Here is an 18,593-nt window from a genome sequence, read left to right as displayed (position 1 = left end):
AAGGGGTGTGAAGAGTACAGCATGAAAATTATGGTCTTTTATACAAGGTCATTCTGATTAAATACATAAGTAGATAATGATAAAAAACAAATATGTAAATAAAAGTAAGTATCATCGAGTGAACGTTTTCACATAATAGCTCCGTTCCTTTTGGAGGTACCAGAGAAAATATAAACAGTAAGGGGTGAGCAACGTATGTTCATATCCAACGAATCAGGAAGCAAGACGTATTCACTGGTCGGGAAACGTTATGCAGCTGCGGACAATATCCCTTTGTCACCGGATGATTACCGTGATCTGGTGAAACGCCGAGCGATTTCTATTCTGCACATTACACCTGATGAACAGGAGTGGCAGGGAAACGAGGAGCTTCGAAGAGAAACCGAACAGCTAATCATGGAGAAAATTCATCGTGACAGCAATCTGCTGCCCATTGATTTCTTGAGCAAGGGGGTAGAACGCGCCAAGGCTGTCTGCAGGATTGTAACGCCTGGCGGCGGACTTGGAACCGGGTTTTTGATCGGACGCGGGCTGGTAATGACCAATCATCATGTGCTGGCAAGTGCGGATGAAGCGGGCAGCAGCCAGGCTGAATTTGGATACGAAGAGAATGGGGAGGTCATAAGGCTTAATTTAAAGCCTGACGAATTATTCATCACCTCACCCTTTGAGGAATTGGACTTCACAATCGTGGGCTGTGAGACTGCCGGGATTGAGGATGTGATACCGGTCAAGCTGTTGCGGAGTCCGACAACGATTACCCGCGGAGAGTATGCAAACATAATTCAGCACCCCAAGGGCAGACAGAAAGAAATTGCACTGCAGGACAACACCGTCAGCTATGTCTATGAAAAAGTGATTCATTATACGACCGATACGGAGCCGGGCTCCTCCGGTGCAGCGGTGTTTAACAATCAGTGGCAGCTCGTCGCCTTGCATCATGCAGGCTGGTATACAGACAATGATAACCAGCAGGCAGTGAATGAAGGTATAAGGATTTCGGCAATCGTTGCGAAACTCGTAGCTCTTGCGCAAACTGGTGATTCCGCTGCATTGCAGCTGACACAGAAGGTTGAAGGCACTTCGCCGTATCTGGGCTTCTACGATGTTGAGGGTCTGGTGGATAACCGCAAAGAGCTTGCTGAAATTGAAATCCCCTCCTTCAAAGGAGATAAACGGTTCGCGGATATCGGATTCTGGAATATTGAACACTTTAACAACGGCGTCAGTGAGCAGCGGATTAAGGATGTTGCCCATCTTGTGGCGGATATGTCCATGGATGCGCTTGGTCTGGTTGAAGTGGAGAGTGGCGCACTGGACCGGCTGAGACAAGAGCTGAGGAACCGCGGCGCCGCTATGGACTATGTGTACCTCGATGCTAATGGAGCGCAGGATCTTGCCATCCTGTACGATACGACAACGACTGGTGTTGAGCTCAGAAATGACATTAACCTGAAGTACGGCCGGCTGCTGCGTTCCGAAATCAATGGAAAAACTGCTTTTCCCAGGGAGCCTCTGTTCGCCAAGTGTACAGTCAGGGAAGAGGGCAAGGATATTCAGTTCCTGATGATCTTGGTGCATTTGAAAGCCATGCGGGATGCGGTAAGCATCGAAAGACGAACGCTTGCCGCCCAGACATTGTCAGTCATCATTGAGGATCTGAAGCGTACGGAAGAGTTCAAGGAGCTGCCTATTCTGCTGGGTGGAGACTTAAATGATGATGCAGGCAGTGTGTCACTGAGTCCGGTGATGAACATGCCCTCAGTCCTTACGCTTACACTTGACGATGCACTGGCCGGTCACATCTCCTACATTGTGGACCCTAAGTCATTGATCGACCACATCATTATTACCAAGGATACCAGGGCGGGAGTTATCACCTTCGACGGGAAGCAGGATGATGCGGGAATCGTCAGATTTGACAAAAACATGCCTGATTATGCTTCTAGAATCTCAGACCATGTTCCCCTCGTGCTGCGGATCATCTATAAAGACAGCAGTACCCAGCTGGATAACCTGAGGGTTCCTTCAGTTCCGAGTGTAGTTTGGGCGCAGGGAAATACGATGGAGCATGCGCTGCTCAAGCTTCAGCTGAATCGCTTCAGGCTCGAAGAGGAACGGGGATATTACGATGCCGAGAAGGATAAATTCGATATCGTGAACTACTATCGCAGCGTGGATCTCCAGTCCGGGGGAAGCCAGGTGTTCCGCCATTTGCATCAGTTGCTGCTGGAAACCCATAACAGTATATTCTCTTACCAGGCAAGCCGGACGCAATTGTATGCCGGAGTCGATATCCGTGAGGATGGCAGTCTGCACAGCCTGTATTCAGGAGAGAAGCTTGATGCAGAAGAGTTGATCCGGGAGGATCACCGTACCGAACGGCTGCGGAAGGAATTCATGGAGAGTCTTGCCCTACACGGCCAGGAGGAAGAAGAAGGGTTCCAGGAGCTGATCGATGAGAAATTCGGGTTCAATGTTGAGCATGTTGTTCCCCAGTCCTGGTTCAGCAAAAGCTCGCCCATGCGGGGGGATCTGCACCATTTATTCATCTGTGAGAAGGAATGCAACAGCTATAGAAGCAACATTCCATACTATGATTTTGCTGACTACAACCCGGAAGCGTACCGTGAGACTGTCCGGAATGCCTGCGGGAAACGCGGCGGGACGATCCGCTTTGAGCCAGAGAGCGGCAAGGGTGAGGCAGCGAGAGCGGTGTTGTATTTCATGGTGCGGTATCCAGGTAAAATAGAGCGGCAGAACGAGCGGGTTGACATTAAGCTGCTGCTGGGCTGGCACAAAGAGCATCCGGTAAGCCTGCATGAGAAGCACCGCAATCAGCTGATCTTTGAATTGCAGGGTAACCGCAATCCCTTCATAGATCTGCCTGAAATTGCAGATCAAATAGAGTTCTAACCAAGAGAAATAAGGAGGCGGCAGCATAATGAACATGACTGTTACCGGAATTAATCAACCATCCGCAGAAATGGTAAACCAGCTTCAGCAAGGCGGATACGTGCTATATTTCCGCCATGCCCAGCCGGTTGAGACTTCAGGTGATCCAGGCTTAAGTGCGGAGGGGCAAGAGAAGGCGGTATTACTCGGCAACTGGCTACGGGAGCAGAAGATTAAGATTAATCTGCCTGTGTTATCCAGTCCTACACAACGGACACAGGAGACTGGAAAGGCAGCTTTTCAGAGTATTCGTGTTGAAGAAGCACTGGCTTATATGGATGTCTTGTTTATGGAGAATCCGTCCGGTGCAGAACGGGTGATGAAGGCAAGGCTTGTGAGCCTGTTGGAATCCATCCCCTCAGAAGAAACCAACACGGTACTGGTGGCTCATAGCTTTTCTTTTAATAATCAGATCGAAGCCAGACCTTACCTGGGACTTATTCTGCTCAAGCCTAAGGGCAAGGGGCAGGGCTATGAGATCGCCGATGCATTTAATTTTTAACCGATAAGGAGATGTCTCCAATCATGCCCGAAGGAATGTCTTTTGAATTAAAGCTTTTCCTTGACCCTAAGCAGGTGCTGACGGGAGATGGACAACTGCCTCCCAAGGTTGCCGGGCTATCCTTTGAACTCAAGGACAAAATGCAAATTCACCTGCTCGATACGCCTGAGTTGAAGCTTTATGAGACGGGGTGGATTGTCCGTAGCCGCTTCAAGGAGGAGAAATGGGAGCTGACCTATAAGAGACGGATCAGGGATTATCCGGATATGCGTAGCGCTATGGAGCAAGCGGTACAGGAAGGATTTACACTTGCAGAATACGAACTTGAAGTCGAGTGGGGGTACAAGAAGCAAGCGTTATCTCTGGCAAAAGACTTTGACATTGCTCTGGAAGACAAGCCTGAGGGACAATGGAGGCAGCTGATCCTGGACAAGGCCCCGCAGCCTTTTAAAGATAGCAGTGTCTTCAAGTCTATAGCAGATACCCGGGTGATGGGTCCTATCCGGTCCGAGAAATATAAAAGTAAATGGGAACAGGAAAAAGTTCACCTGGAAGTCTGGACCCTCGGGGCAGAGTGCATGGCTGAAGCAACAATGAAAATAAAGAACGCCACCGAAGCCGAAGCAGCGGACAAGCATCAACAATTCATTACTCTGTTCAAAGAGGCTAATCTGCTGCTTGAGCAGGATATGTCCAAAACCAAATGGGCACTTGAGCGATTGAAGCAAGCACATACAACACAAACTACACACTAAAAGGAGCGATTATTATGCCGCTGAATCCATACGGAGTTTTAAAAGGAAAGATCATCAGAGGAATACCTGCACCAACTACAAGGGACAGCACCCCGCATTATCATGCTGTAGTCAAGGCTGACGGCAGAGAATATAAATTAGCCATCAACGTTCAATCCAGAGAGCAGCCTTCAGAGCTGTTATACCTGGTCGGAGATAAATTTAATTCTGAGCAGATTACCCATCTGCAGAGTTTAAAAGACGGTTTTACTAAAATTAGTAAATCCAACCGTGATGAAATAGCCTTGGACTACATCCGTGGCGGACTGTTTGATCCCTCCAAGATGATCGCACTTCGATTCAATGAAGACGGTCCGGATAATGACTTGAATGAGAAAGTGGATGCTTATCTGCAACGTGCCATCAAGGATGAAACAGCTAAAATTTATGTATACGGTGAGCCTTTCCCGGGCGGTATTCACAACATTCATATGAATCAAGGGAACGTTAAAAAATACAGAGCAGACGACGGCATCTGGCAGGATGGCGGAATTGTGATTCATTTCGAGCAGGAGGACAAATGGCTCGGCCTGTTCCTCGCCTTCCAGTCGCAATCCTGGTGTACAGACGACCAGGGCCATATGGAGCGTCCAGTTAGTGAATGCAATCACCTGACTCCAAAGTCTGCACAAGTGTCGGGATAGCCGAAGGAAGGATGATAAAAGTGAAAGTAGTACAAGCGGTTATTCATGCTTCATCGCTGGAAAAGCTGCATGAGCTGGAGAATTACAATCTGGATCTGGCTAGAAGCAGTGCCAAGCAAACAAAAGAGGACGATTATTCCGTCTCCGGGATTCTGTCTGCAGAACAGGCGGAGCTCTTGAAGAAAGAGGGCTACACTCTGGAGATCGAGCTGGATGCTACAGATATTCCTGCTCAGCGGTTGCAGGAGGTATACCATGGAAACCGGTTAGAGTCCGAATCCCAAGCCGCGAATTTCACAGCTGAGTCGGTGCGGGGCGGTTATATGACTGTGGACGAAATCGATAATACATTACTGCAGCTCAGCCGGCAAAACCCCGGGCTGGTCTCGCTGATCACTCTTCCCAACCGGACGTGGGAGGGGCGGACATGCCGTGCGGTTAAGCTCAGTGCCGCTCCACAGCAAGCCAGAGTGAAACCGGCCATTCTGATTACTGGTAATGTGCATGCGCGCGAGTGGGGTGGTTCTGACATTTGCATTAACTTGTTAACCAAGCTCACCCAGGCCTATACAAGCAGACAGCCCATCCAGTATGGGAACAAAAGCTTTACTTATGAACAAATTAAGCAGGCGCTGGAATCTGTAGACCTGATTATCTTTCCGGAGGTTAATCCGGATGGCAAGGTGTATTGTCAGGAAAACCATGGTCAAGATTCATTGAATGATCAGCTGGCGGGTAATGGCTTCTGGTGGCGGAAGAACCGCCGGCCTGATGAGAACGGGAGACCGATGGGCGTTGATTTGAACCGGAATTTTGATTTCTTGTGGGGCAGTACAATCGGTACCTCAGCAGATAAAAACAGTCTGATTTACCTTGGTCCAGCCCCATTCTCCGAGCCGGAATCACAAAATATCAAGTATCTTTTGGATACGTACAATCAAATCCGTTTTTATGTGGATATTCACAGCTTTGGAGAGAAAATTATGTACAACTGGGGGGATGATAATAACCAAACCACTGACCCCGGCCAGAATTTCTTGAATCATCAGTATGACGGAATGCGTGGAACTACTGAGTTTATGAGGGACCGCTATAAAGAATACATTGCGCCGCAGGATGAGAAACTGGAGCGTGATCTAGGGAACCGGATGAACGGAGCTTTACAAGCCGTACGGGGCAAATCCTACAAGGTTGAAGAGTCGGCCCGGTTGTATTATACCAGCGGGACGACACAGGATTATGCCTACAGCCGTCATTTAAGCGACCCTTCCAAGCCTAAGATTTACAGCTACACCTTTGAATTCGGTACCACGTTTGTCCCTCCTTATGAGGAAATGAAGCTTATTATTGCAGATCTGAGTTCTGCACTAACGGAGCTGACTTATGCGGTATCCCAGATAAATGCACTAGAGCCTGTTCGTCCGGGTAATTAGAACCCATTAAGCAAGACCCTGCGGCTTCAGCCCGCAAACAGGGTCTTGCTTTTTTTACAGTTAAACCGTCAATAATGTATCACGGATTTCCGGTTATGTACTTTCTTTCTCCGCAACAGCAGAAGAATTCCAATGGCAAAGCCTATACAGGTAAGCGAAGCCGTTGTGGCGTAGCTGTTAGTCCAGATCACCAGATTCACATTCAGCAGCGAGTGGATGCCCACTACGATGAACAGATTCCGGGTCAGGACATAGAGGAGTGCAAACATCATCCCGAGAATAACCAGCTGGATAAAATCATACACAAATTCCATTCCGCTAAGTCCGCCGTAAATCCGGTTCGGGATATGCATGAGGGCAAAGACCGTTTGCGAGATGAGCATCGCCTTAACTATGCGGGAAGAAGGCTTACCCGTTCCAGACAACCAATGATGGATCTGCACAAAAAGGAAGCCGCGGAAGATGATCTCCTCCAGCAAGGCATTGCCGAACAATTGTCCGAGCAGAGCTCCCAGAAACAGGTTCGGAAAGTCGGCAAGGTCTTGATTCCATGTAAGTGCTGTTCCGGCAATGAGATTGATGCAGGCACTCATTACATTGACCGCCAGCCAGAACACAAATGTCCATAGGCATCCGGCCAGCAGCTTCTCCCGTCTCAGTCCCAGATCCCGCAGCGGAATCCGGACCATTGCCCATAAATAAATAATGACAATTACCATGAGACCGAGCAGTCCTGCGCATAACGTGGCATTTATCCACCCGTGGGTCAGCCGGTTAATGCCATCGAAGGTCCCCTTTTCAAAGAAAAGGAGGTTCACTGTCATCGCGAAAATAATCTCCAGAATAATAAGGCCAACGATAAACCAGGCTGAAATACGTTTTCCTGTAAAAATCCCTGCATGTTCCCCTGTCTTAAGCTGCACCTAAGTAACACTCCTTTGAATGAAGAAAAATTTACCAGTTAATCCCTCCCCATTACTATATTGGCTAAGCAATGGTTTCACTGTCACAGAAGTCACAACAGTCACAGAAGTCATTGAGGTCACACCGCTGCACTGCTACAATCCTGCCACTCATAAAAAGAGCACTGCTATGGGCATAATTAGCAAAGCAGATTTCTGATAATTACGGTTGACACCGTTTTCAGCATATGTTAAATTGTTTCCGAGGCTTGTTACCGGTAATGCGGGCAAAACCACAATGGGAATGATTGATTCGTTTCCGTTGTTGTTTTGCCCTTTTTTATTCCTCAAAAGCAGGTGGGTCGAAAGTGATAATCAAACAGATTTTTAACAATAATATCGTCAGCACCGTGGATGATAAGGATCAGGAGCTGCTTATCCTCGGCCGGGGTATCGGTTTCCAGTTCCGGGCGGGCGACCCGATTGACGAGGCGAGGATTGAGAAAGTCTTCCGGCTTCAGGATTCCTCCATCTATGAGCGCTTCAAGGCGATTGTTACAGAAATGCCGGTTGAAATCCTGCAGGTGACCGATGATATTGTAAGTCTGGCGCGCATGCAGCTGAATAAGCAGATCAGTGACGGGATTTATGTATCGCTGTCGGATCATATCCATTTCGCTGTGCAGCGGATGGAGCGGGAGCAGATTGTCCGCAACCCGTTATCCTGGGAGGTACAGCATTTCTACAAAGCCGAGTACGATGTGGCGAAGGAAGCGCTGACGATTCTGCGGGAGCGGCTGGGGATTGATTTTCCCAAGGATGAGATCTGCAATATCGCGCTGCATTTCATCAATGCCGAAGTCAATGATTCGATGAACGATGTGACGCATCTGATGCAGCTGCTGCAGGAGATTATGAACATTATCAAATATCATTTTGGCGTGGATTTAGACGAGGACAGCGTCAATTATTTCAGATTCATTACGCATCTCAAATATTTCTGCCAGCGGGTCATCACCCATACCAGCCATGACGATACCGAGGAGTATTTGTACAAGGTGGTTAAGAAGAATTATCCGGACACCTTCAAATGCATCCGCAAGATTGAATCTTTTATCCTGAAGAACTACGAGTACGTCATGACCCATTCCGAGCAGCTCTATCTGACCCTGCATCTGGAGAGGCTGATGAAAACCAAATAACAAGGGGCTTGTTACTGTTCAATCAGGCAAAACCCGAATGAAAACCGGCATGCGTATCTTTCGCGTATGCACGTGTTCATTCGGGTTTTTTTATTACCTACAATTTAGGGGGAAAGACGAATGAAACACCAGGAAACAGCACAGCAAATCGTCAAGTCAGTGGGCGGAGTATCCAATGTGAAGTCGGTGTACCACTGTGTAACGCGTCTGCGCTTCGAGCTGAAGGACAACAATAAAGCGGATCAGGCCGCGCTCAAAAAGCTGGATATGGTGATGGGCACCAACATCTCGGGCGAGCAATTCCAGGTCATTATCGGCAATGATGTGCCTAAGGTATTCGACGAAATGGTTAAAGAGTACCCGGTGCTCAAGCAGACAGCGGAAGGAAATAAGCAGGAGGACGGGAAGAAGCAGAATGTGATTCTGAAGATTTTTGAGACAATCGCCGGTGTATTCGCACCGATGCTGCCCGCAATCACGGCTGCCGGTATCCTGAAGGGACTGCTCGCTCTATTCGTGACCCTGGAATGGCTGTCAGCGGGAACAGACACGTACCGTATCCTGTCTGCGATTGGCGATGGCGTATTCTACTTCCTGCCGATGCTGATCTCCTTCAGCGCTGCACGTAAATTCGGCAGTAACCCGTATATAGCAGTTGGTGTCGGCGCGGCGCTGATGTATCCGGATATGGGCGCACTATTGTCCAGCGGTAACCCCGTATCCTTCCTCAGTATTCCGGTAACGGCGGTCTCCTACGGATCTTCTGTAATTCCGATTCTGCTCGCAATCTGGATTCTTTCTTACGTGGAAAAAACAGTGGACCGCTTCATCATACCGTCTCTCAAGCTGCTGCTCGTTCCGCTGATCTCCCTCCTGGTGATGGTTCCGGTCACGCTGATCGCGATTGGACCTCTGGGAACCTTCGTCGGAGACGGATTGTCCGGCGGCATTAACTGGCTGCTGAATGAAGGCGGCCTGATCTCCGGGATCGTGCTTGGCGGGGCGATGTCCCTGATTGTTATGACGGGTATGCACTACGCACTGGTTCCGGTTATTATCAGCAACCTGGCTACACTCGGCTTCGACAAGTTCCTGCCGCTGACCTTCATCTCCAATATGGGTCAGGCCGGCGCTACTCTGGGCGTATTCTTCCGGGCCAAAGACAAGAAACTGAAATCCGTCGCCCTGTCCACCAGCTTCACCGCACTTATGGGTGTTACTGAGCCGGCCATGTATGGCGTCAATATGAAATACAAAAAGCCGTTCATCGCGGCGATGATCGGTAGTGCGGCAGGCGGCGGCTTCGCGCTGGCGTTCGGTGCCAAGGCATATGCGCTGGCTGGTAACGGCGGTATCCCGGGCCTGCCGGGATTGGTTGGACAGACCTTCTGGTACGCTTTTGGCGGGATGGTCATTGCCTTTGTAGTTGCAGCGGTTGTTACAGTGTTGCTTGGTTTCCAGGAAGAGGCTGATGATGCGGAGCAGATTTCCGGCAGTATCGCCGCTAAACCGGCAGATGTGACCCCGGCAGCTCCGGTAGAGGTTGAGGTAGAACCGGCATCCGCTACCGCAGACAGCACAGCTTATGCACCAATGACGGGTAAGGCGATTCCGTTAAAAGAAGTCAATGACCCTACCTTTGGCGATGAGCTGATGGGTAAAGGCATTGCGTTTGTGCCTACGGTCGGCGAGCTCGTATCTCCAGTCAGCGGTACTGTAATGAATGTCTTCAAAACCAAGCATGCTATGGTTATCCGCAACGCTGACGGCATGGAACTCCTGATCCACGTCGGGATCAACACCGTGAAGCTTCGCGGCCAATTCTTCGAAGCGCATGTGCAGGCCGGTGATCCGATTCAGGCCGGCGACAAGCTGCTTACCTTCGATCTGGCGCAAATTGCCCAGAATTATGATATTACGACCGCTATGGTCGTTACTAATACGGCCGATTACAAGCAGATTCTGCCGCTTAAGCTGGGCGAGGTTGCTTTCGGTGAGCCGGTGCTGAAGGCTGAGCTGTAAGGTTGCCGGTTTAGCTTTGATCGTATCTTCGATCTTTTATGGGGATTAGCTTGGATCTTCGATTTGGACTTTCGATTTTGGACTTTCGATTTTGGACTTTCGATTTTGGTTTTAGTTTTCGGTTTTAGTTTTTGGGTTTAGTTTTTTGTCTTAGTTTTTTGTCTTAGTTTTTTGTCTTAGTTTTTTGTCTTAGTTTTTGGTCTTAGTTTTTGGTCTTTGATTTTTGTCTTAGTTCTTGGTCTTTAATTTGGATCTTAGTTTTTGGTCTTCAATGTTGAGCTTAGCCTGAGTTATTTCCAGGCGCCAGCTCCGGTTTTAGCCTGAGTTTGAGCTTAGTGATTTCGGAACGAAGCGATCGGGTTGGCTTAGAATTTTGTCACCTCCGAATCCGCTTCATCCAAACAAAAGGCTATTAGTAACGGAGGGAAGTTTGGAACTGTAGGAGCGATAGCGTCCGCCTTTATGTTTGGATTTCTACCGCTGACAGCGGAATAAATTCAGGAAATCCAAACATAACAGCGGCCGAAAGTCCAAACTTTCCCGCAGTTACGGCCTGCCTTTTATAACGAACAATAGGAGATGACAAAATGACCACTTTTCCACATGGATTCCTATGGGGCGGAGCAATCGCCGCCAACCAGGCAGAGGGCGCTTTTGACGCAGACGGTAAAGGATTATCCACGGCAGATATGGTGCCATACTATAAGAAAAAAGATTACACCAACCTCAAAGAGCTGATGCATGTCACCAGTGAAACGATCGAGCGCGGGATGCAGCATGCCTCAGCGGAGGGCTACCCGAAACGGTACGGGATTGATTTCTATCACCGGTTCAAAGAGGACATCGCCTTGTTCGGCGAGCTGGGCTTCAAAGTGTTCAGGATGTCGATCAACTGGTCACGGATTTTCCCGAATGGGGATGATGCCGAGCCTAACGAGAAGGGCCTGCAGTTCTACGATGATATGTTCGACGAGATGCGTAAATATCGCATTGAGCCGCTGGTTACCCTCTCCCACTATGAGATGCCGATGTCGCTGGTGCTGAATTACGGGGGCTGGAGGAACCGCGCGGTGATTGCGTTTTATGAGAAATATGCTGAGACTGTCATGACCAGATACCGCGACAAAGTGAAATATTGGCTGACGTTCAATGAGATCAATACGACCATCATCGAGCCGTTTACCGGCGGCGGGATAGTAGAGGATACGGTGGATAACATCCGCGAGGCATCCTATCAGGCGCTGCATCATCAATTCGTCGCCAGCAGCCTCGCGACCCGCAAAGGGCGGGAGATTAATCCGGAATTCCGCATCGGCTGCATGCTCGCGCGTATGATCCATTATCCGGCGACCAGTGATCCGGAGGATGTGCTGCAGGCCCAGATCGATAATCAGCTCAACCTGATGCATACCGATGTGCAGGCGCGGGGAAGCTATCCTCCGTTCATGAAGCGTTATTTTGCCGACAATCATATTCAGCTTGTGACTGAGCCTGGCGATGAGCAGCTGCTGCGTGAGAACACGGTGGACTTCATCTCCTTCAGCTACTATACGTCGCTTATTTCCACAGTTACTCCTGAGAAATATGGTGTAACCGGCGGCAATCTGTTCAGCACCGTGAAGAATCCGAACCTGAAGATTACCGAATGGGGCTGGCAGCTGGACCCGATTGGCCTGCGGATTGTGCTCAAAGAGCTGTACGACCGTTACCAGCTTCCGCTGTTTGTGGTGGAGAACGGGCTGGGTGCGAAGGATAAGGTCGAAGAGGATGGTTCCATCCAGGATGATTACCGGATCGATTATTTGCGCAAGCATATTACCCAGGTCAAGGAAGCGGTTCTGGACGGAGTCGAAGTCATGGGCTACACCGCCTGGGGGGCGATTGATATTATCAGCGCGTCGACTTCGGAGATGTCCAAGCGTTACGGCGTGATCTATGTGGACCAGGACGATGACGGAAACGGAACGCTTGACCGGAAGAAGAAGAAGAGCTTTTACTGGTACCAGAAGGCAATTGCCAGCAATGGAGCGGATTTGGAGTAGGTAGCTCCTGGCTGGTGCTGCCTCTGCATTGACAACGATTTTAGAAGCGGCTATACTTTCTGTAATCTTATAGTTGGTATACGTTGAACGAGCCAGTAGCAGACTTGTCCCTGTTCCCAGAAAGCCGGGGGTTGATGGAACCCGGTATATACAATGGACTGCGAATTACACCTCGGGAGTATCTTGGGTAATGCCAAGCGGAGCTAAGCGAACGATAACTCGCGGAAGAGTGGTACGGACATGTTTGAATGATGATGTCTGTGCAATTTGGGTGGTAACACGGTTAATGATAATCGTCCCTGTGTCTGAATAGACAAGGGGCGATTTTTTGTTGCCCAAATTCGGAAATTGCGGAGTCACCCGTTAAGCTGGCTGTTTATCAATGCATACCAATTACACACAAAACAAACCAAAGGGGCTGTACATGTTGAACATTATCGACGAGTTGCTGTGGCGCGACGCCATCAACCAGCAGACAGATGCGGACGGACTGCGCGAATTAACAGAGAGTAAGGCTGTATCGCTGTACTGCGGCGTGGACCCTACAGGCAACACTATGCATATCGGCCACCTGATTCCTTTTATGATGCTTAGACGCTTCCAACTGGCAGGACACCGTCCGGTCATTCTGATCGGCGGGGCTACCGGAACGATTGGTGATCCGAGCGGACGCCAGAGCGAGCGCTCCCTGCAGACGCTGGAGCAGGTACAGGAGAATGTGGATGCGCTGACGGCCCAGATGAAGAAGCTGTTCATTACTGAAGGCGACAATCAGGTGCGGATGGTTAACAACTACGACTGGACCAAGGACATGAACGTCATCGAATTCCTGCGCGACATCGGCAAGAACTTCAGCATCAATACGATGCTGGCTAAGGACGTAGTCTCCAGCCGCCTGGACAGCGGAATCTCGTTCACCGAGTTCTCCTACCAGATCCTGCAGTCCATGGATTACCTGCATCTGTACCAGCATGAGGATGTGCAGCTGCAGATCGGCGGGTCGGACCAGTGGGGCAACATCACCAGCGGCCTGGATCTGATCCGTAAAAAAGAAGGCAACGAAGCCAAAGCCTTCGGCCTGACCATCCCGCTGATGCTCAAGGCGGACGGCACCAAGTTCGGCAAATCCGCCGGCGGCGCCATCTGGCTGGATCCGAAGCAGACCACACCTTACGAGTTCTACCAGTTCTGGGCGAACACCGATGACCGTGATGTGGTGAAATACCTGAAATACTTCACCTTCCTGAGCAAGGAGGAAATTGAGGCGCTTGCCGAGAAGGTGGCGACGGAGCCGCATAAACGCGAGGCCCAAAAAACACTTGCCGAAGAGATGACCCGGTTCGTGCACAGCGAAGAACTGCTGGAGCAGGCTAAACGCATCAGCGCAGCGCTGTTCAGCGGTGATATCAGCTCCCTGACTGCCGATGAAATTGAAGAAGGCTTCAAGGAAATGCCGACCTTCACCGCCACTAAGGAGTCGAAGAACATTGTCGACTGGCTGGTCGACCTGGGCATCGAGCCATCCAAACGCCAGGCGCGTGAGGATATTACTAAAGGTGCAATCTCCATTAACGGCGAACGTGTCAACGAGCTGGAGACAGAGATTACCGCTGAGCTTGCCATCGGGGGCAAATTCATCATCGTCCGCAAAGGCAAGAAGAACTACAGCCTGGTGAAATTGGGCTAACCCCTAGCTGCTGGCTGGGAAGTCCTTAGGTAAACAGGTAAACGGGCAAACAAGTAAAGAAGTAAACAGGTAAACAGGCCAACAGGCAAACAGGTAAACAAGGAAACAAGTAAATAGTAAATCGGCAAATAGGTAAACAGGTAAACCATAAGAGGCTATCCCGCTGTGTCAGCAATGACGGGGATAGCCTCTTTTTTATAAGGTGATTAATTTGTTTTAGGGTGCCTGCAAAGTATCTGAGTTGTCAGCGTGGCTGTGAGCGAGGTGATCAGTTGTCAGCGTGGTAGTGAGTGAGGTAATGAGGAGGTGATCAGTAGTGAGTGTGGTAGTGAGCGAAGTAACCAGTAGTCAGCGTGGTAGCGAGGAGGTAACTAGTAGTCAGTGTGGTAATGGGCAAGTAATCAGTGGTCAGCGAGGTAGTGAGGAGGTAATCAGTAGTCAAAGGGTAGTCAGCATGGCAGGGAGGGGGTAACTAGTAGTCAGTGCGGTAGTGGCCAAGTAATTAGTGGTCAGCGAGGTAGGGATGAGGTAACCAGCAGTGTGGTAGTGAGTGAGTTGATGTGTGGTCAGCGTGGTAGTCAGCGAAGTAATCAGTAGTCAGCGGTGCGAAGTAAACAGTAGTCAGTGTGGTAGGGAGCATGGTAACCAGTAGTCAGTGTGGTAGTGAGTGAGGTGATCAGTAGTCAGCGTGGTAGTGAGCGAGGTAATCAGTAGTCAGCGTGGTAGTCAACGAGCATACGCCCCGCTCTTGTGGGGATAATTGGTTGGACTCGCCGGGCGGACAGTGCCTGCTGGACGAGAATCCTGCACAAAATACAACATTTTCTTCCTATGTCCGCCTCAAATTGAGAATTGTTGTATGAAATGCAGCATTTCCTCTCTTTCCGGCGGCTTAGCCTGACAATTGTTGTATTTCATACAACAATTCCCTCAGACTCCTTGGAAACTAGGGGGCAGAGTTGTAATACGTACAACATTTCTGCCTGGACAAGGCTGTAAAGTGTAATCTTTGCTCAAAAACTCATTCGCTGCCGGGCAGAACGCTCGGAATAACGCTCAGCACGCACCCAGCACGCACCCAGCACACACAAAACGCCCAACACACACACAACGCCCAGCACACACAATGCTCAGCACGCACCCAGCACCTACCCAGCACTCACCCAGCACACGCTCAGCATACCCAGCACCCATCCCGCACTCACCCAGCACACGCTGAGCATACCCAGCACTCACCCGGCATACCCCGCACCTACCCCGCACCTACCCCGCACACCCTAGCACACCTAGAACAACCCCATATTCCCCGCAGCAGCCGGAAGCCCGGCCCTGCACCGAATGACTATCGGTTCGCTCGAGAAAACAGGTGCCTACTGCGGCGCTGCTGGAATCTGCATCTTTTTGTCATTGATAATCATTATCACATGATCTATTGTTAGGGATAGAATCGAATCAAGAAGTGACGGTACTACAATAAACGGCTTAATCAGGTGTAATCAGGTGTAATCAGGCTTAATCAGGTGTAATCAGGCTTAGTCAGGTGTAATCAGGTGTAATCAGGTGTAATCAGGTGTAATCGGCGTAATCAGATGTAATCAGGCTTAATCCTCAAGCAGCGCCAGCTCGTCTTCGAGTTTGGCAATTTTCTCGCGGATGGCCTCTGCCCGGGCTTCGTCTTGCGCCTTTACTGCCACCGCCAATTCTTCTGCAGCTAATTCGATCTGGTATAACAGATAGGTGTAGTCCGATGTGGCGGCAGGGTGACTGGAACGCTGTGAATAAGTCATGGTCTCACACTTCCTTTCTATTATTAATGTGATGCCCGGCTCTGGGCATCGTATCCTACGAATCCATCGTTCAATCGTATCTACAGTATGTTCATGATACAGCCTTTCTGTGAGCGGCTCAACCTTAGTCACCCGTGAAAGCAGTATTTTTGCGCCGGAAATAAGGCTTTGCCGATGGAATTGCGACATTATTCACAGACAGTAGGCCCGGTTCTGGTTTTACCATAAGAAGTATTGAAAATTAAAGCTTAATTTTTCAGTAACGTTTGCAGGGAGAGATCCCGCGAAGGAAGGTTGATATACATAATGAAAGCTTTATCTTTTAACACACCGGGCGAAGCCAGGCGGCATCTGGAACAACTGGATAGCAGCAGAGGCTTGGTGCTGTTTGCTTCCGCTGCGGCAGTCAGCGAATTGTCCCGGCATGCACCCTCCCGGGCGGTATTGTGCTCGACCAAAGGCGAATATACCCCGCAGGGCTACCGCAGCGGCGTAGTCACAGGGTTCGAATACGAATCAGGGATAGCCGATATTGTGGAGATCCTGCATCCGCCCGTGCTTAGCGGCAATATACTAAGTGCCTCATATCACAAAGTCCAAGGCAATGCTAATGCCTTTCTGCTGCTGCTATGTGACGGTACAGGTGCGATGGAGGAGACGCTCCTCTCCTCGCTGTTTTTCATTGCCCCGGAATTCAAGATCGTCGGGGGAAGTGCAGCGGATGATGAGCATGGAGAGACTTATATTTACATAGGAAGCCGACGGGTGCGGAACCTGGGGATTTTCTTCAATATGCCGGGCCGTACCGCACTGGTTAAAGAGAATATTTATGTTCCCACCGGGACAACGCTGCTGGTGACAGAAGCCGATGTGTTCGGCAGAACGGTGTATTCCTTCAACGGACGTCCTGCTGCGGAAGAATACGCGCGCGTGCTTGGTGTCCCGGAGGCGGACCTGGCAGAGCATTTCCTGAGCAGCCCGCTGGGCAAAAGATACGAAGACGATCTGATCATCGCCTCACCGATGACAATTAACCCGGATGGCTCTGTCACATTTTACAGCCAGGTTATGTCTAGTACTTATGTGGAGGTGCTGAGTGCAGCAGATCCGCTTGCTGTGCTGGAGGAGACGCTGGGCGGGAGCCCGTACAAGCCTTCCTTTGTGCTCAACATTAACTGTACGCTGCGGGATCAGCTCTTCATCCGGGACGGTCTGTGGGCGGATTTTGACAGGACGATGCTCGGATTCTGCGGCAACACTACAGGTTTCATCAGCTACGGAGAGCAATACTATAAAAAGCATGCCAACCAGACCATGATTCTGCTGCTGGTTGAATAAGGGAGAGTAGATTGATTATGCAGTGGATAACCAGATTACGCACTTCATGGGGCAAAAGCACCTCTGCCGGAGGTGTTCAAAGTCACAATACACTAGCCGTTCTTGAAAAAACGGACAGCTCCGGACAATCAGCCGGGACGGTAAATATAGCTGGAACAGCGGCAAATGCTCCTGAGCCTCCAGAGAATACTGGCGGGACAGCTGACGCTAACGCCGCTTCAGCCACTGAATCCTATGGGATGCACGCCTATACCCTGGCCGGACAGATCCGCCGCGAAACTGATGAGATTCTCAAGGAAGAGGCACAGCTGGTAGAGGAGTTTGCGGCTTTACGGGCGGGCAGCGGTGAGCTGATCAGCCAGATCGGCGGGACCCAGCAGCTGCTGGAGCATCTGAAGACCAACAGCGGGCAGACCGAAGACCTCATCAATGAAATGTATGGCAGCCTCTCTTTTTCCTCCAATAAAATTGAATTCGCCAAAGAGTCCAATATCCAGATCTCGGCTGAAATGCAGAAGGCTTCGGCGGTATTTACTGAATTTGTCACCTTGAATGAGGACCTGCGGGGGCATTTCCGGAGCATCGAGCAGCTGGCGAAGATCATTACGGATATTGCTGAGCAGACGAATCTGTTGTCGCTGAATGCAGCAATCGAGGCGGCGCGGGCCGGAGAGCACGGACGGGGCTTCTCGGTGGTTGCCACAGAAATCCGCAAGCTGGCCGACAGCACGCGCAGTCATGTGAAGGAGATCATGGGCTCCCTTTCGGGGATGACCCAGGTGATGGAGCAGCTACACAGCAAGTCCGGTGACGGGACAACGGCGATGACAGAGACGAATGCGAAGATCAGCCAGTCCACGGTATATATGAACGAAATCGTGGAGGCGGAGGAAGAGGTCTTCCAGCATCTGGAGAAGATTCAGGAGTCGCAGGAGAGCAGCATGGAGGATGTGGAGCAGATCAATGGCGATCTCCTGCGCATTCTGGAGAAATCGGGACAGGATGCAGGGCAGTTCCAGAAGATGGTGCTTACCGTCCAGAAAAAAGCCGATCACTATCAGCAGCTGCTTAATCATCTGCACCAGATAGAGCAGCTGCAGCAGCTTGATGAAGCACAGAAGATGGGCGTATAAGCAGAAGCAGGTATCCGATAAAAAAAGACTACACCCGGCAGAGGGAATGCTGGTGGTGTAGTCTTTCGTATGATTAGGTCAGCCAGAACCTTCTGGCTGGCCTTTTTGGTTACCGGGCATAGGTTCGCGAAGATACGGTAGAGTGTGCTGGA

The 18,593-nt window shown here is 50.2% G+C and carries 13 protein-coding genes; 11 read left to right on the top strand and 2 right to left on the bottom strand.

Translation table 11 applies throughout. The features are described 5' to 3' along the window. Positions 1–195: 195 nt before the first annotated feature. The 5 genes from MHI42_RS11425 to MHI42_RS11405 are packed head-to-tail and all read left to right on the top strand — an operon-like array spanning position 196 to position 6,328. Positions 196–2,916: an endonuclease gene (locus MHI42_RS11425; RefSeq protein WP_342423829.1), complete on the top strand. Its 2,721-nt coding sequence runs from the start codon at positions 196–198 to the stop codon at positions 2,914–2,916. 28 nt (positions 2,917–2,944) lie between these two features. Beyond that, positions 2,945–3,457, top strand: coding sequence for a histidine phosphatase family protein (locus tag MHI42_RS11420; protein ID WP_342423828.1), 513 nt, complete (start codon positions 2,945–2,947; stop codon positions 3,455–3,457). 23 nt (positions 3,458–3,480) lie between these two features. Beyond that, on the top strand, positions 3,481–4,212 hold the full coding sequence (locus MHI42_RS11415) for a hypothetical protein (RefSeq protein WP_342423827.1): 732 nt from the start codon (positions 3,481–3,483) through the stop codon (positions 4,210–4,212). A 14-nt stretch (positions 4,213–4,226) separates the two neighbouring features. Continuing rightward, complete coding sequence (locus MHI42_RS11410; protein ID WP_342423826.1) at positions 4,227–4,895, top strand: YukJ family protein; 669 nt, start codon at positions 4,227–4,229, stop codon at positions 4,893–4,895. 20 nt (positions 4,896–4,915) lie between these two features. After that, positions 4,916–6,328 carry a M14 family zinc carboxypeptidase gene (locus MHI42_RS11405; protein ID WP_342423825.1) on the top strand — a complete coding sequence of 471 codons (1,413 nt, stop codon included), beginning with the start codon at positions 4,916–4,918 and terminating at the stop codon, positions 6,326–6,328. 68 nt (positions 6,329–6,396) lie between these two features. Here the strand turns inward: MHI42_RS11405 and MHI42_RS11400 are convergent, their stop codons facing one another. Beyond that, a complete protein-coding gene (locus MHI42_RS11400; RefSeq protein WP_342423824.1) occupies positions 6,397–7,251 on the bottom strand; it encodes a CPBP family intramembrane glutamic endopeptidase in 855 nt (284 codons plus the stop codon). Between the two features lie 347 nt (positions 7,252–7,598). Between MHI42_RS11400 and MHI42_RS11395 the strand changes: the two genes are divergently transcribed. The 4 genes from MHI42_RS11395 to tyrS all read left to right on the top strand — a co-directional run bounded on the left by MHI42_RS11395 (position 7,599) and on the right by tyrS (position 14,183). After that, positions 7,599–8,432 carry a PRD domain-containing protein gene (locus MHI42_RS11395; protein WP_042134932.1) on the top strand — a complete coding sequence of 278 codons (834 nt, stop codon included), beginning with the start codon at positions 7,599–7,601 and terminating at the stop codon, positions 8,430–8,432. A gap of 120 nt (positions 8,433–8,552) precedes the next feature. Beyond that, a complete protein-coding gene (locus tag MHI42_RS11390; RefSeq protein WP_342423823.1) occupies positions 8,553–10,454 on the top strand; it encodes a beta-glucoside-specific PTS transporter subunit IIABC in 1,902 nt (633 codons plus the stop codon). A gap of 587 nt (positions 10,455–11,041) precedes the next feature. Further along, a complete protein-coding gene (gene ascB / locus MHI42_RS11385; RefSeq protein WP_342423822.1) occupies positions 11,042–12,496 on the top strand; it encodes a 6-phospho-beta-glucosidase in 1,455 nt (484 codons plus the stop codon). Between the two features lie 427 nt (positions 12,497–12,923). Further along, positions 12,924–14,183 (top strand): tyrosine--tRNA ligase, encoded by a 1,260-nt coding sequence (tyrS, locus tag MHI42_RS11380; RefSeq protein WP_341070070.1) that lies wholly within the window; start codon positions 12,924–12,926, stop codon positions 14,181–14,183. Positions 14,184–15,784: 1,601 nt separating this feature from the next. Here the strand turns inward: tyrS and MHI42_RS11375 are convergent. Next, a complete protein-coding gene (locus MHI42_RS11375) occupies positions 15,785–15,970 on the bottom strand; it encodes a hypothetical protein (RefSeq protein ID WP_342423821.1) in 186 nt (61 codons plus the stop codon). A gap of 306 nt (positions 15,971–16,276) precedes the next feature. Here MHI42_RS11375 and MHI42_RS11370 point away from each other — a divergent pair, with 306 nt between their 5' ends. Then, entirely contained in the window at positions 16,277–17,308 is a 1,032-nt protein-coding gene (locus MHI42_RS11370; RefSeq protein ID WP_342423820.1) for an FIST N-terminal domain-containing protein, read from the top strand. A gap of 17 nt (positions 17,309–17,325) precedes the next feature. Then, positions 17,326–18,441 (top strand): methyl-accepting chemotaxis protein, encoded by a 1,116-nt coding sequence (locus MHI42_RS11365; protein ID WP_342423819.1) that lies wholly within the window; start codon positions 17,326–17,328, stop codon positions 18,439–18,441. Positions 18,442–18,593: the final 152 nt, after the last annotated feature.

Origin of the sequence: Paenibacillus sp. FSL E2-0178 (assembly GCF_038593005.1) — a bacterium.
In the GTDB taxonomy this organism is placed as follows: domain Bacteria; phylum Bacillota; class Bacilli; order Paenibacillales; family Paenibacillaceae; genus Paenibacillus_AQ; species Paenibacillus_AQ phytohabitans.
This window is presented reverse-complemented; position numbering and strand designations above follow the sequence as displayed.